The organism is Microbacterium sp. EYE_78 (genome assembly GCF_023149035.1).
GTDB lineage: Bacteria > Actinomycetota > Actinomycetes > Actinomycetales > Microbacteriaceae > Microbacterium.
In genome coordinates this window covers 40,706-55,163 of record NZ_JAHXMY010000003.1, presented here as the reverse complement: position 1 = coordinate 55,163, position 14,458 = coordinate 40,706, and the positions used below count along the sequence as shown (strand labels likewise).

At 69.5% G+C, this 14,458-nt stretch carries 15 protein-coding genes; all 15 read left to right on the top strand.

Annotated features, from left to right (window positions below):
- The first annotated feature begins 59 nt into the window (after positions 1–59).
- The 15 genes from thyX to KZX17_RS14220 all read left to right on the top strand — a co-directional run bounded on the left by thyX (position 60) and on the right by KZX17_RS14220 (position 14,445).
- Positions 60–803, top strand: coding sequence for an FAD-dependent thymidylate synthase (gene thyX, locus KZX17_RS14290; RefSeq protein ID WP_248175122.1), 744 nt, complete (start codon positions 60–62; stop codon positions 801–803).
- Between the two features lie 20 nt (positions 804–823).
- Positions 824–1,579: an SDR family oxidoreductase gene (locus KZX17_RS14285; protein ID WP_248175124.1), complete on the top strand. Its 756-nt coding sequence runs from the start codon at positions 824–826 to the stop codon at positions 1,577–1,579.
- Positions 1,580–1,802: 223 nt separating this feature from the next.
- Complete coding sequence (locus KZX17_RS14280; protein WP_248175126.1) at positions 1,803–2,651, top strand: type IV toxin-antitoxin system AbiEi family antitoxin domain-containing protein; 849 nt, start codon at positions 1,803–1,805, stop codon at positions 2,649–2,651.
- A 138-nt stretch (positions 2,652–2,789) separates the two neighbouring features.
- Positions 2,790–3,767: a 4-hydroxy-tetrahydrodipicolinate synthase gene (gene dapA, locus KZX17_RS14275; protein WP_248175128.1), complete on the top strand. Its 978-nt coding sequence runs from the start codon at positions 2,790–2,792 to the stop codon at positions 3,765–3,767.
- Positions 3,764–5,440, top strand: coding sequence for a ribonuclease J (locus KZX17_RS14270; RefSeq protein WP_248175130.1), 1,677 nt, complete (start codon positions 3,764–3,766; stop codon positions 5,438–5,440). Before dapA ends, KZX17_RS14270 begins: the two co-directional genes overlap by 4 nt.
- A 38-nt stretch (positions 5,441–5,478) precedes the next feature.
- Complete coding sequence (locus KZX17_RS14265; RefSeq protein ID WP_248175132.1) at positions 5,479–5,970, top strand: GNAT family N-acetyltransferase; 492 nt, start codon at positions 5,479–5,481, stop codon at positions 5,968–5,970.
- A 72-nt stretch (positions 5,971–6,042) separates the two neighbouring features.
- Positions 6,043–8,745 carry a DNA translocase FtsK gene (locus KZX17_RS14260; protein WP_248175134.1) on the top strand — a complete coding sequence of 901 codons (2,703 nt, stop codon included), beginning with the start codon at positions 6,043–6,045 and terminating at the stop codon, positions 8,743–8,745.
- Between the two features lie 18 nt (positions 8,746–8,763).
- The gene (gene pgsA / locus KZX17_RS14255; RefSeq protein WP_248175136.1) at positions 8,764–9,330 is read left to right on the top strand and encodes a CDP-diacylglycerol--glycerol-3-phosphate 3-phosphatidyltransferase; all 567 of its coding nucleotides are present in this window, start codon (positions 8,764–8,766) and stop codon (positions 9,328–9,330) included.
- The gene (locus KZX17_RS14250) at positions 9,327–9,866 is read left to right on the top strand and encodes a CinA family protein (RefSeq protein ID WP_248175138.1); all 540 of its coding nucleotides are present in this window, start codon (positions 9,327–9,329) and stop codon (positions 9,864–9,866) included. Before pgsA ends, KZX17_RS14250 begins: the two co-directional genes overlap by 4 nt.
- Before the next feature lie 147 nt (positions 9,867–10,013).
- Entirely contained in the window at positions 10,014–10,328 is a 315-nt protein-coding gene (locus KZX17_RS14245; protein ID WP_248175140.1) for a helix-turn-helix domain-containing protein, read from the top strand.
- 7 nt (positions 10,329–10,335) lie between these two features.
- Positions 10,336–10,557 carry a DUF3046 domain-containing protein gene (locus KZX17_RS14240; RefSeq protein ID WP_248175142.1) on the top strand — a complete coding sequence of 74 codons (222 nt, stop codon included), beginning with the start codon at positions 10,336–10,338 and terminating at the stop codon, positions 10,555–10,557.
- Between the two features lie 233 nt (positions 10,558–10,790).
- The gene (recA, locus tag KZX17_RS14235) at positions 10,791–11,846 is read left to right on the top strand and encodes a recombinase RecA (RefSeq protein WP_248175143.1); all 1,056 of its coding nucleotides are present in this window, start codon (positions 10,791–10,793) and stop codon (positions 11,844–11,846) included.
- 242 nt (positions 11,847–12,088) lie between these two features.
- Complete coding sequence (locus tag KZX17_RS14230; protein ID WP_248175145.1) at positions 12,089–12,583, top strand: regulatory protein RecX; 495 nt, start codon at positions 12,089–12,091, stop codon at positions 12,581–12,583.
- A gap of 66 nt (positions 12,584–12,649) precedes the next feature.
- A complete protein-coding gene (locus tag KZX17_RS14225; RefSeq protein ID WP_248175147.1) occupies positions 12,650–13,570 on the top strand; it encodes an ABC transporter ATP-binding protein in 921 nt (306 codons plus the stop codon).
- Positions 13,567–14,445: an ABC transporter permease gene (locus KZX17_RS14220; RefSeq protein WP_248175149.1), complete on the top strand. Its 879-nt coding sequence runs from the start codon at positions 13,567–13,569 to the stop codon at positions 14,443–14,445. Before KZX17_RS14225 ends, KZX17_RS14220 begins: the two co-directional genes overlap by 4 nt.
- Positions 14,446–14,458: the final 13 nt, after the last annotated feature.

Below are 14,458 nucleotides of genomic sequence, written 5' to 3'. Positions count from 1 at the left end.
GCGCCGCGCGGTGCGCAGGTCGTCATCCGTCGACACATCCGCCGGTAGGCTGAGGCCCTGTGAGCGAGCGAGCAGAGACCCCCGAGATCGAGTTCCGCAGCGACGTGACGGTGGAGCTCGTGCGCTCGTCTGCGTCCGACAGCGACGTCCTCTTCGCGGCGCGGGTGTCCACACAGGGGGAGCAGACGCTCGGAGCCGCCGCCGAAGGCACCGAGGCGACGGGGCGCGACCGCGGGCTCATCAACTACCTGATGCGCGACCGACACGGATCGCCCTTCGAGCACAACTCGATGACCTTCTACGTGCAGGCGCCGATCTTCGTGTTCCGGGAGTTCATGCGCCACCGCATGGCGTCCTACAACGAAGAGTCCGGCCGCTACCGCGAGCTCCGCCCCGTCTTCTACGTCCCGGCGCCCGAGCGGAACCTCGTCCAGGTCGGCAAGCCCGGCGCCTACAACTTCCTGCCCGGGTCCGACGAGCAGGTCGAGCTCGTCGCCCGCGAGACGCGCCAGGCATCCGTCGCCGCGTTCGAGAGCTACCAGCGGATGCTCGACGCCGGCGTCGCGCGTGAGGTCGCCCGCATCGTCCTGCCGCTGAACATCATGTCGTCGATGTACGTGACGGTGAACGCCCGGTCGCTCATGAACTTCCTGTCGCTGCGGACGATGCGCGAGGGCACCCACTTCCCGTCGTTCCCGCAGCGCGAGATCGAGATGTGCGCCGAGAAGATGGAGGACGCCTGGCAGGAGCTCATGCCCCTGACCTACGCCGCCTTCAACGCGAACGGTCGCGTCGCCCCCTGACGGCTCCTAGGCTGGCGCGCATGAGTCGCACCGCCCTGGTCACCGGAGCGAGCTCCGGCATCGGCGCCGAGTTCGCCCGCCAGCTGTCCGCCCGCGGTGCGAGCGTCGTCCTCGTCGCGCGGGACGCGGACGCCCTGGACGCGCTCGCGGACGAGATCCGTTCGGCAGGCGGTCGAGCCGATGTGCTGGTGGCCGACCTGCTCGACGACGCGCAGCGAGCCCGCGTCGAGGAGCGCCTGGCGGCCGGTGGCATCGACGTCCTCGTCAACAACGCCGGGTACGGATTGCCGCTGGCCTTCGAGCGGAACGACATCGAGGACGAGGCGCGCCACCTGCGGCTGCACGTCGAGGTCACGATGCGGCTGAGCCGCGCGGTCCTGCCCGCGATGCTGGCGCGTGGCAACGGTCGCATCATGAACGTCGCCTCGGTCGCAGGGCTCATGCCCCGCGGCACGTACGGGGCGGCGAAGGGGTGGGTCGTGAGCTTCAGCCGGTGGGCGAACACCGTCTATGCTCCGCGCGGGGTGACGGTGACGGCGGTGTGTCCCGGGTTCGTGCACACGAACTTCCACGAGCGTCTCGGGCTGCCTCCCGGCGAGGAGGGCGTGTCGCGGTGGATGTGGCTCGACGCGCCGCAGGTCGTGCGCGAGGCGCTGCGCGACGCCGCCCGAGGCCGGGCCGTCAGCATCCCGTCGCTGCGCTACAAGGTGCTCACGTCCCTCGCCCGGATGCTGCCCGACTCGCTCGTGGTCGCCGCCGCGTCGCGCGGCCGCTGACCCGGCGGCCGCGTCGGGCCCTGCGTCCGGCCGCCGCACGGTGACGGATGCACGACCGGCGGTGCAGGTGAGCAGGTGTCGGCCGTACGAGGCGACTCCTGCCCCGCGGGTCGTGCATCCGTCCCGGGCATGTCCTCCTGCACATCGCCCGGCCTCCGCGCCCCGGCCACAGGTGGCCTCCGGGACGATCGACGGCGAACGGGTGGCGAGGAGCCTGGCGGGCATGGATCCCGCGACCGTCGCGCAGCATGTCCGGGGCCTCGGCGGGATCGCGAGGTCTTCGCAGCTGTGTCGTCGGGGCGCGTCGCGTGCGCAGCTCGCGCGCGCCGTCGATCGCGGGACCGTGGATCGAGTGCGAAACGGCGTCTACGCAGTGATAGAGACTTCACCCGAGATCCGTATGGCTGCCGCGCACGGCGGTGAGCTCTGCTGCGCGTCGGCGTTGCGCCATCTCGGCGTGTGGGTCCTGGAATCGCGCGAGCGTCTGCACGTCTGGGTCGGTCCCGACGCCCGAGTGCATCAGCACGACGGATGTCGCTGCGTCACGCACCGCGACGAGGGCACCGCCGCGTTCGGGGCGGTCTCGGTGGTCCACGCGCTCATCCAGTCCGCTCGCTGCCTCGGCTCTGAGGGGTTCTTCGCCGCGTTCGAGTCCGCGTGGAATCTCGGACTGCTCTCGCGGTCCGACCGGGCGCTCATCCGGCAGGGGGTCCCGGCGCGTTTCCGCTGGCTCGTCGACGTCGCCCGACCGGACGCCGAGAGCGGGATCGAGTCGCTGCTCCGGCTCCGCCTTCTGCGCCTGGGGCTCCAGCTGGAGTGCCAGGTGTTCATCCCCGCGGTCGGGCGCGTGGACTTCCTCCTCGCGGGTCGCATCGTGCTCGAGGTCGACGGGCGGCTGAATCACGATGGCCCGTCGCGCCGTCATCATGACCTCGTGCGGGATGCCGAGGCTGCCGCTGCGGGCTATGTCGCGCTGCGGTTCGACTACGCGCTCGTCGTCCATGACTGGCCGCGCGTCGAACGAGCGATCCTGGCCGCCCTCGGCCGCGTGCAGGCGACGCCCGCACGGTGACCGGCTTCCCCAGCGCATCATCGACCACACCCGCCACGTTGCGCACCACCGGTCGTGCAACCGTCGCTCCGCGTCGTCGGCGTCGTCGGCGCAGGCTACCGCGCGGGTGCGTCGGGCCCCGACCGGTACCCTGGGAGCATGACGCACTCCGGCAATCCCTTCGGTCAGGTGCTCGTTGCGCTCGTCACTCCCATGACGGCGGACGGCGAAGTGGATTGGCCCGCGGTCGAGAAGCACATCGACGATGTCATCGTGGGCGGCGCAGACGGGATCGTCGTGACCGGGACCACCGGCGAGACGAGTACGTTGACGGATGCCGAGAAGCTGAAGCTCGTCGAGGTCGGCAAGTCCGTGTCGGCCGGTCGCGCCAAGATCATCACCGGCGGCGGCTCGAACGAGACCGCGCACGCGATCGAGCTGTACAAGGCGAGCGAGAAGGCCGGCGCCGACGGCATCATGATCGTCACGCCGTACTACAACAAGCCGACGCAGGCCGGCATCCTGACCCACTTCCGCCTCGTCGCGGACGCGACGGACCTGCCCGTGATCCTCTACGACATCCCGGGACGCACGGGTGTGCCCATCAGGTACGAGACGATCCTGCGCCTGGCCAAGCACCCGAACATCCTCGCGGTGAAGGACGCCAAGGGCGACTTCAGCGAGGTGAGCCGGGTCCTCAACCAGACGGACCTCCTCTACTTCTCCGGCGACGACGCGAACGTGCTGCCGCACCTCTCGATCGGGGCGGCGGGTCTCATCGGCGTGACCGCGAACATCACGTCAGCGCCCTACCGCGTGATCGTGGATGCCGTGAACCGGGGCGACCTGCAGACCGCGACCGCCGCGCACCAGAAGCTCGAGCCGCTCGTCCGAGCGGTCATGACCCACGTTCCCGGCACCGTCAGCGCGAAGTACATCCTGCACGGCCTCGGGCGCATCTCCAGCCCGCGCGTCCGCCTGCCCCTCGTGGGGCCGGAGGAGTGGGAGGCCGCCCTGATCGAGGACGAACTCGCCCTCGTGAAGGACGTCGACGGCGCCGACTTCTCCAACTTCCGACCGGACCGCAACGCCGCCGCCGGCGGCGCGCTGCCCAAGATCCATGGGACCACCCGATGAGCGCAACCGTTTCCGCCCCTGAGCCCCTCGCCCCGGGGACGCTCCGCGTCACACCGGTGGGAGGCCTCGGCGAGGTCGGTCGCAACATGACCGTGTTCGAGTTCGACGGCAAGCTGCTGATCGTGGACTGCGGCGTGCTCTTCCCCGAGGAGCATCAGCCCGGCGTCGACCTGATCCTGCCCGACTTCGAAGCGATCCGCGGACGCCTCGACGACATCGTCGGGGTGGTCCTCACGCACGGCCACGAGGACCACATCGGCGCGGTGCCCTACCTGCTCAAGCGCAAGGGCGACATCCCCCTCATCGGTTCGCAGCTGACGCTCGCGCTCGTCGAGGCGAAGCTCAAGGAGCATCGCGTCAAGCCCTACACGCTCACGGTGAAGGAGGGCCAGCGCGAGCAGGTCGGACCCTTCGACCTCGAGTTCGTGGCGGTCAACCACTCGATCCCCGACGCGTTGGCCGTCGCGATCCGCACGCCGGCGGGCCTCGTCCTCGCCACGGGCGACTTCAAGATGGACCAGCTGCCGCTCGACGGCCGACTCACCGATCTCCGCGCCTTCGCGCGTCTGGGGGAGGAGGGTGTCGACCTGTTCCTCGTGGACTCCACCAACGCCGACGTCCCGGGCTTCACGCCCTTGGAGCGCGCGATCGGTCCGGTCCTCGATCAGGTGATCGGCAAGGCACCTCGTCGCGTCATCGTCGCGAGCTTCTCGAGCCACGTGCACCGCGTCCAGCAGGTCATCGACGCCGCCGCAACACACGGTCGCCGCGTCGCCTTCCTCGGGCGCTCCATGGTCCGCAACATGACGATCGCCGAGCAGCTCGGCTACCTCAACGTGCCCGACGGCGTGCTCATCGACTACAAGAAGGCCAAGGACCTCCCCGACGATCGCATCGTCTACATGTCCACGGGGTCACAGGGCGAGCCGATGGCCGTGCTGTCGCGGATGGCCAATCTCGACCACGCGATCGAGCCCGGGGAGGGCGACACCGTCATCCTCGCCTCGAGCCTCATCCCCGGCAACGAGAACGCGGTGTACCGCGTGATCGATGGACTGACCAAGCTCGGCGCCAACGTCGTCCACAAGGCGAACGCGAAGGTCCACGTCTCGGGTCACGCCGCCGCCGGTGAGCTGCTCTACTGCTACAACATCCTGCAGCCGAAGAACGTCCTCCCGGTTCACGGCGAGTACCGGCACCTCATGGCCAACGCGAAGCTGGCGCAGGACAGCGGCATCCCGGCGCAGAACACGATCATCGCCGAGAACGGCACCGTCATCGACCTGAAAGACGGTGCGACCCGGGTGGTCGGCCAGCTCGATCTGGGCTTCGTCTACGTCGACGGCTCGTCGGTCGGCGAGATCACCGACGCCGATCTGAAGGACCGCCGAATCCTCGGTGAGGAGGGCTTCATCTCCGTCATCGTGGTGGTGGATGCCGCCACGGGCCGCATCATCACAGGTCCCGAGATCCACGCCCGCGGGTTCGCGGAGGACGACGCGGTGTTCGACTCGGTCAAGCCGAAGATCGCGCAGGCGCTCACCGAAGCGGCCCAGTCGGGTGTCCGCGATCAGCACGCGCTGCAGCAGGTCGTGCGCCGCACGATCGGTCGCTGGGTCAATCAGTCGCTGCGGCGCCGCCCGATGATCGTCCCCATGGTGATCGAGGCCTGAACTCCGTCGGAGCGTGACGCGGGCGCTACGATTCGGCCATGCCCGAGTCGTGGTCGCTTCGTCCTGCCCTGCAGGCCGATGGCGTGTTCCTCGGCGACATGGTCGTCGAGGCCGCGAACTGGCGTCCGGGTGCCGCGCGCCCGCGGCACGAGATCCTGACCAGTCCCGAGCACAGCCGCTACCTGTCGGGCTGGCAGCGCCCGGGCGACGTCGGTGTCATCGCGGTCGCGGCCGGCGACCCGATCGGCGCGGCCTGGTACAGGATGCTGCCGCGCACCGACCCCGGGTTCGGTTACGTCGGCACAGGCGTCCCAGAGCTGATCATCGGCGTCAAACCGCTCTGGCGCGCACACGGGGTGGGCAGGGCCCTGCTGCAGAGCCTGTGCGATGCGGCCCGTCGAGAGGGACGAGCGCGGATCTGCCTCTCGGTGGAGCGCGGCAACTACGCGCAGGTCCTGTACCGGACCGAGGGCTTCGCGGTCACGCAGAGCGGCTTCGGTCGCGACACGATGGTGAAACGGCTGGCCTGACCGCGGCTCGGATGCCGGGCGCCGCCGCGTCTATCCGCGGAAGTGTCGGCCGCCCGGCTTACCGTGGAAGGTATGGCCAGGAGCAGCAGTCCGACCAGCAAGTCCCGCGCGTCCGCGTCGGGCTCCTCGTCGCGCGCCAAGAAGACCGAGCCGGCCCCACGGCGGAAGGCCGAACCCGCCCCGCAGCGGTACGTCGATGACGCGGACAAGCCTCCGGTCCTCGTTCGAGCGTGGCTCGGACTCGCGCACGTCGCGGGTGGGATGTTCCGCGCCTTTGGGTCGGAGACGCTGGAGAAGGAGCAGCGGCGGGACGGGTTCCCGTTCCTGCTCGTCCTCATGGCGATCGCCGGTGCGGTCGTCGAATGGTTCCTGATCGGCACCCAGGTCGGTGTGAACATCAGCGCCTACAGCGTGGGCGCCCTCATCGGGCGCGAGGCGTTCGTGTTCCCCGTCATCCTCCTGATCCTCGCCGGGTGGCTGTTCCGGCATCCGCCGTCCGTGCACGACAACGGCCGCATCGGGATCGGCGCGGGCCTGTTCGTCCTCGCCGTCGCCGGGTTCTGCCACGTCGTCGGCACGCGGCCGCAGCCGAGCGAGGGTCTGCCCGCGCTCAGTGCGGCGGGAGGACTCTTCGGCTGGGCGATCGGCGAGCCCCTCACCGTCCTCACGGAGGTCGGCGCCGGGATCGTCCTGGGCCTCCTCGCCCTGCTGAGCGTCCTCATCCTCACGAAGACCCCGCCCAACCGCATCGTGCAGCGTCTCGGCGACCTGTACGCCTGGATGTTCGGCGCCGAGCGGGTCGAGCGCGCCGAGCGCGAGCCGAAGGGCGAGACGGGACCGACCGTCGCCTTCGACGCACCCGAGGACGAGGGCGACGCCCTGCCGTGGTGGCGACGCAACAAGTCCGGGCGTGAAGAGGACGCCGACGGGGGACTCGGCGCCGACGATCTCACCGCCCTCCTCGAGGCCAGCGGTGACGGGAGCTTCGACAACCCGGTCACGACGCCCACCCCCGAGGTCATGCCCGACGCAGTGACCGAGATCATCGAACCCGCACCGCGCAAGCCGGGACGCAAGCCCGGCGCCGCGCCCGAGGCGCCGCCCGTCCCGCCGCTGCCCGACTTCGTCGCCGCGAACCTCGACTCCGTCGATCCGGATGCCGCCGACTACCGCCTGCCCTCCTCTGATGCGCTCGCGGCGGGAACGCCGCACAAGGCGCGGTCCGAGGCGAACGACGCCATGGTCCGGGCGATCACCGGTGTCTTCGAGCAGTTCTCCGTCGACGCCAAGGTGACCGGGTTCTCGCGCGGCCCGACAGTGACCCAGTACGAGATCTCCGTCGGCCACGGCGTGAAGGTCGAGCGGATCACGGCGCTCACGAACAACATCGCCTACGCCGTCGCCTCGAACGAGGTCCGCATCCTCGCGCCGATTCCGGGCAAGAGCGCCATCGGCGTCGAGATCCCGAACACCGATCGTGAGATCGTGACCCTCGGCGACGTCCTGCGTTCCCCGAATGCGCAGCAGGCGACGCATCCCATGACGATCGGCATCGGGAAGGACGTCGGCGGCGGATACGTCGTCGCGAACCTCGCGAAGATGCCTCACCTCCTGGTGGCCGGCTCGACCGGCTCGGGCAAGTCGAGCTTCGTGAACTCCATGATCACGAGCCTCCTGATGCGCGCGAAGCCGTCGGACGTCCGCATGGTGCTGATCGACCCGAAGCGCGTCGAGCTCACGTCCTACGCGGGCGTGCCGCACCTCATCACGCCCATCATCACGAACCCGAAGAAGGCGGCCGAGGCGCTGCAGTGGGTCGTGAAGGAGATGGACATGCGGTACGACGACCTCGCGTCGTTCGGCTTCCGCCACATCGACGACTTCAACAAGGCGGTCGTCGCGGGTGAGATCCAGCTGCCTGCGGGCAGCGAGCGGATCCTCAAGCCCTACCCGTACCTCCTCGTCGTCGTCGACGAGCTCGCGGACCTCATGATGGTCGCGCCGCGCGACGTCGAGGACTCGATCGTGCGCATCACGCAGCTCGCGCGCGCCTCCGGCATCCACCTCGTGCTCGCCACCCAGCGGCCCTCGGTCGACGTCGTCACCGGCCTCATCAAGGCGAACGTGCCGTCGCGGCTCGCGTTCGCGGTCACGAGCGTCACCGACTCGCGCGTCATCCTCGACCAGCCCGGGGCCGACCGTCTCATCGGTCAGGGCGACGGCCTGTTCCTGCCGATGGGCGCCTCGAAGGCCGTGCGCGTCCAGGGCGCGTGGGTCGCCGAGAAGGAGATCGAGAAGGTCGTCTCGCACGTCAAGAACCAGGCGCGCCCCGAGTACCGCAAGGACGTCGAGGCGATCGTCGAGAAGAAGGAGATCGACGCCGACATCGGTGATGACCTCGAGCTGCTGCTCGCCGCCGCCGAGCAGATCATCACGACGCAGTTCGGCTCGACCTCGATGCTGCAGCGCAAGCTCCGCGTCGGGTTCGCCAAGGCCGGCAGGCTCATGGATCTGCTCGAGGCGCGTGAGATCGTCGGACCCTCGGAGGGGTCGAAGGCGCGTGACGTCCTCGTCACGCCCGACGAGCTGCCCGTCGTCCTCGCCCGACTCCGCGGCGAGGAGCCGCCGGAGGACGCCCCGCCGCCCGCCGCCGCGCCCCCCGTTCCGCAGGCGGATCCCTATGGTCCCGATGCGGTCACGCAGCAGTTCGAGGGGTACGAGGTGGTCGAGTCCGAGGGCGATGAGGATGCCTGGGGTCTCACCGGCCGCGACTGACGTCGTTAGGCTCGTCCCGTGACGATCCCTCGGCAACTCCCCAACGCCATCACGATCGTGCGCATCCTGTGCGCCCCGGTGTTCGTGTGGATGCTGCTGGCCGACGGCGGTCAGGACGGCGCACTCCGGTGGTGGGCCGCCGTCCTGTTCATCGTCGCGATCGCCACGGACGGCATCGACGGCTACCTTGCACGACGACATGACATCGTGTCGGACCTGGGCAAGCTGCTGGACCCCATCGCCGACAAGGTCCTCACCGGGGCCGCGTTCGTCTGCTTGTCCGTCCTCGGCGAGCTGGACTGGTGGATCACGGTGCTCGTCCTCGTCCGTGAGCTCGGCATCACCGTACATCGGCTCGTGGTGGCGACCGACCACGTCGTCGCCGCCGCGTGGATGGGCAAGCTGAAGACGGTGGCGCAGGCGGTCGCGCTCTCGCTCGCACTCCTCCCGCTGTGGACCGTCGTGGGGGAGTGGATCCACGTCGTCAACGCCGTCGCCATGACGATCGCGGTCCTCCTGACGGTCGCCAGCGGCATCGACTACGTCGTGACCGCCCTCTGCTCCCGCGCGTCGAGGCGCGCATGACGCGCCGGGCGCCGTCGGAGCTCCCCGAAGAACTCGAGGAGACGGCGGTCTCCGCGGGGCCGAGGTCCGAGCCCGAACGTCTGGTCGAGCGGCTGAAGGAATTGGGGTGGACGCTCGGCGTGGCCGAGTCGCTCACCGGGGGGCTCGTCGCGGCATCCATCGTCTCCGTCCCCGGGGCATCGGCGGTCTTCCGGGGCGCGGTCGTCGCCTATGCGACCGCCGTGAAGTCGCGCCTGCTGGGGGTCGACGACACGCTGCTCGCGGCCCACGGGCCAGTCCACCCGCGCGTGGCGCGTCAGATGGCGGACGGCGTCCGACGCGCGGTCGGCGACGACGACCCCGCCGATGTCGGGATCTCCACCACGGGCATCGCGGGTCCGGTCTCCGCCGACGGGCAACCAGTGGGAACCGTGCACGTCGCGGTCTCGACGCCGCTCGGATCGCGGGTGGAATCGCTCCTGCTCGACGGTGACCGGGACGCCATCAGGACGGCGGCCGCAGCGCACGCGATCGCACTCGCGATCGACGCGTTGTGAGCGCGGGAATACGGTCGGTTTCGGCGCGGTTACGTCTCGGTGATTCCCACCCATTCCCCAGCGCTCGGGGTCTAGTGTGACAGCGAACGTGCTGTACCGTGGTTCCCCCGAAGGCCCGGTGGATCGCAGCAGAAGGAGGGCCCACGCATGATCCTGGTTCGTCAAGAGATCGGTGATGTCCTTCGCGATTTCCGCCTGCAGAAGGGGCACACGCTCCGTCAGGTCTCCGGCAAGGCGAGTGTCGCGCTCGGGTACCTCTCCGAGGTCGAGCGCGGGCAGAAGGAGGCGTCGAGCGAGATCCTCGCTGCCGTCGCCGAGGCCCTCGACGTGCCGATCTCGGCGATCATGCGCGAGGTCGGTGAGCGCATCTCGGTTCTCGAAGGCCTCCACCCCATCACGGACGTCGTGCCGGACGACCTCGCGTCGCTGGGCGACGCGGCACCCGAGCTGTCGCTGCGCTGATCGCTCGATGCGACACAGCGAGTTCGAACGCGCCGTCGACGATGAATTCGGGGCCGGCGGGTCCGCCCTCGTCGCGGACCTCGTCCTGACGGCGGTCGGCGGCCGCACGGCGCGCGAGGCGCTGGCAGCCGGTGTGGCGCCGCGAGAGGTCTGGCTCGCGCTCTGCGCGGAGACGGATGTCCCGGTCTCCCGACGTCACGGCGCGGGTCGTCTCGACCCCCGGCGGTGACGACGGGTCGGCGTGTCGCATCGAAGATCTGTTCGATGCGAGCGTAAGCTCCTTCACACCGGGGGTCGGACGGACGTCGTCCACCGCGGCGGTCCTCCACAAGACGATGTCGGAGGCCCTCCGTAGCGTTGCCGAGGTCAGATGACACCCACGCCCTGTCGCAGCATCCAATCCGTCGGTGACGAGCGCGACAGCCTACGGGCGACGGAACCGCGAGCACGAAGGAGCACGACATGCCATCACCTGCCGACCGCGAGAAGGCCCTGGAATCGGCCCTCGCCCAGATCGACCGCCAGTTCGGCAAGGGGTCGATCATGCGACTCGGAAGCGACGAGCGCGCGCCGGTCGAGGTCATCCCGACCGGGTCGATCGCCCTGGACGTCGCCCTCGGCATCGGCGGCATCCCGCGCGGCCGCGTCGTCGAGATCTACGGCCCGGAATCCTCCGGTAAGACGACCCTGACGCTCCATGCCATCGCCAACACCCAGCGTGCCGGTGGCATCGCCGCCTTCATCGACGCGGAACACGCGCTCGATCCCAGCTACGCCGAGAAGCTGGGTGTCGACATCGACGCACTGCTCGTCTCGCAGCCCGACACCGGTGAGCAGGCGCTCGAGATCGCTGACATGCTGATCCGTTCCGGTGCGATCGATCTCGTCGTCATCGACTCCGTCGCGGCGCTCGTCCCCGAGGCCGAGATCAAGGGCGAGATGGGCGACTCGCACGTCGGCCTGCAGGCGCGACTGATGTCGCAGGCCCTCCGGAAGATCACCGGTGGACTGAACCAGACGAAGACCACCGCGATCTTCATCAACCAGCTCCGAGAGAAGATCGGTGTCTTCTTCGGGTCGCCCGAGACCACCGCCGGTGGAAAGGCGCTGAAGTTCTACGCGTCCGTGCGCCTCGACATCCGTCGGATCGAGACCCTCAAGGACGGGTCGGAGGCGGTGGGAAACCGCACGCGCGTGAAGGTCGTCAAGAACAAGATGGCGCCGCCGTTCAAGCAGGCGGAGTTCGACATCCTCTACGGCGTCGGCATCTCGCGCGAGGGAAGCCTGATCGACTTCGGCGTCGAGCACGGCATCGTGAAGAAGTCCGGCGCTTGGTACACCTATGAGGGCGAGCAGCTCGGTCAGGGCAAGGAGAACTCGCGCAACTTCCTCCTGAAGAACACCGACATCGCTGCGGAGATCGAGACCAAGATCAAGCAGAAGCTCGGGATCGGCCAGCCGAAGCAGTCGGAGTCGTCCACGGACGCCGACGAGCTGGCGGCTCGTCGCCCCGCCTGATCATGTCGACGGATGGCGGGGGCGAGCGGGACTCGCTCGCCCCCGTGATCCCCCTCTTCGGGGGAGCGGCGCCCTCGTCTCCAGCCGCGGACGCGGGCGATGTCGTGCAGGAGGACTCCGGGAGCCCATGGCACGCGACCTGGATCGATGACCGCGGCGGTGCCCGGTCAGCCCGTGCCGCGCACCCGTCCACTCCGGGCGGCCCGACGTTCCGTGTGGTGGACGAGTCGCCTTGTGCTGACGTGCGCGCGGCCGACGACGCCGAGCGGATGCTGCTGCGCAAGCTCCGGACACGGTCGCTGTCGTTGCGCGAAGCGCGCGCTGCGCTCCGCGATCACGACCTCGACGACGCGGAGCGCGAAGAGATCGTCGAGCGCTTCGTCTCGCTCGGGTACCTCGACGACCTCGCGTTGGCGGAGCAACTCATCGACAAGGCGACCTCACGCAAGGCGCAGGGGCGTCAGGCGATCGCGCAGACCCTGTCCCAGCGGAGCATCCCGCGCGAGGTGATCGATGAGGCTCTCGAGGCGCTGCCCGATGACGAAGCGGAGCGGGCCCTGGAGTTCGCCCGGTCCAAAGCGGCGGGATTCGACGGAGTGGAGCGCGACGCCGCACTGCGACGATTGGCGGGTCAACTGGCGCGCCGCGGATACGGCGCCGTGGCACTGTCGGCGGCGCGGCAGGCACTCGACGAGCGAAGCGCTCCGCCGCGGCACGGCGTGCGCTTCGAACCGTGACACCGCTGGCCGGGCTCTGACAGACTCGGCTCACGTGCGCGCCGCACGTCGATCGGAGGACGTGCGATGGCGATCGAGGTCGAAGGTCTCGAGAAGTCCTACCGGGCGGTCCGTGCGGTCGACGGGATCTCCTTGTCCGTCCCCGACGGTCAGCTGTTCGCGTTCCTCGGCGCCAACGGGGCCGGCAAGTCCACGACGATCGGGTGTCTCACGACCCTGCTGACGGCGGATGCCGGACGCATCCACGTCGCCGGTCACGACGTGCGCACCGATGCCGAAGCCGTACGAGCGGCCATCGGCGTCGTCTTCCAACGGTCCCTGCTCGACGACGCGCTGACCGTCCACGAGAACCTCGCGCTCCGCGCCACGCTCTCACATGTGTCGAAGACGCGATTCGCCGAGCGCATCGCCGAGCTCGGACAGCTCATCGAGTTGGACGAGTTCCTGAGTCGCCCGTACGGCCGGCTGTCCGGCGGACAGCGACGCCGCGCGGACATCGCGCGGGCGCTCCTGCACGAACCGTCCATCCTCTTCCTCGATGAGCCCACGGCCGGTCTCGACCCCGCGAGCAGGGTCGCGGTTTGGTCCGCGATCGACCGGCTCCGCCGGGAGCGGGGGCTGACGGTCTTCCTCACGACGCACTACATGGAGGAGACCGAGGAGGCCGATCGCGTCAGCATCATCGACGCCGGCAGGATCGTCGCAGAGGGCACGCCGACGGAGTTGCGCGCCCGCCACAGCCGCAGCATCCTCACAGTCACGACCGCCGAACCCGAACGACTCCTGTCGGCAGGCGTGACTGACGCCGACGCGATCCAGCGCGACGGGAGCGTCGTCTCCATCGCCGTCGCCGATGCGGCGCAGGCCCGCCGCATCCTCGTCGACCATGGCGACGCGGTGCGGGACTTCGAGTTCCGCCACGGTCGCATGGACGACGTGTTCCTCGCCCTCACAGGGCACCGGGGCGCAGCCGAGGACGTCGCGTGAGGGTCGTCGGGGCGATCGTCCGACGCAATCTCGTGCTCTTCTTCCGCGACCGCCTCAACGTCTTCTTCTCCCTGCTCAGCGGCCTCATCCTCTTCTTCCTCTACACGCTGTTCCTCGCCCGACTGCAGGTCGACGGACTGGAGCAGACCCTGCCGCACGCCACACGGTCCGAGATCGAGGCGTTCGTCGACAGCTGGATGCTGTCGGGCATCGTGCTGCTCACCACGGTGACGTCCGGGATCGGCGCGGTGTCGGTGTTCGTCGATGACCGCTCCACCGGCCGGTTCGCGGACTTCCTCGTGGCGCCGATCCGACGCACACACCTGGTCCTCGGCTACCTCGTCTCATCGGTGACGGTGGCGATCCTCATGTCGAGCGTGATCTTCGCCCTCACCCTCGTCCACCTCGGACTGGTCCGCTCTGTGTGGCTGACTCCGGCGCAGATCGTCGCGGCCCTGGGAGCGATGCTGCTGTGCTGTGTCGCCTTCACGACCCTCGGCAGCTTCGGCGCATCGTTCCTGAAGACCACGGGGTCGTACTCGGCGTTCTCGACCGTGGTGGGCACCGTCCTCGGGTTCGTCGCCGGGTCCTACATCCCGGTGGGCTCGCTCCCCGAGAGCGTGGCCTCGTTCATCAACGCGCTGCCCTTCGCGCAGGGCGCGATGCTGCTGCGGCGACCGTTCACCGAGGAGACCCTCGTCGCCGTCACCGGGGGAGACGCGGACGCGGCGACCGATCTGTCGGACTTCTACGGCATCGACATCGCCGTCGGGTCGGCGGTGGTGCCGGCCTGGGTCGCGGTGGCCGCGCTGTCGGCGGTCGCCGTCGGGTTCAGTGCGATCTCTGCGGGACGCATCCGGGCGCTCCTGCGCTGACCCACGTGCGTGC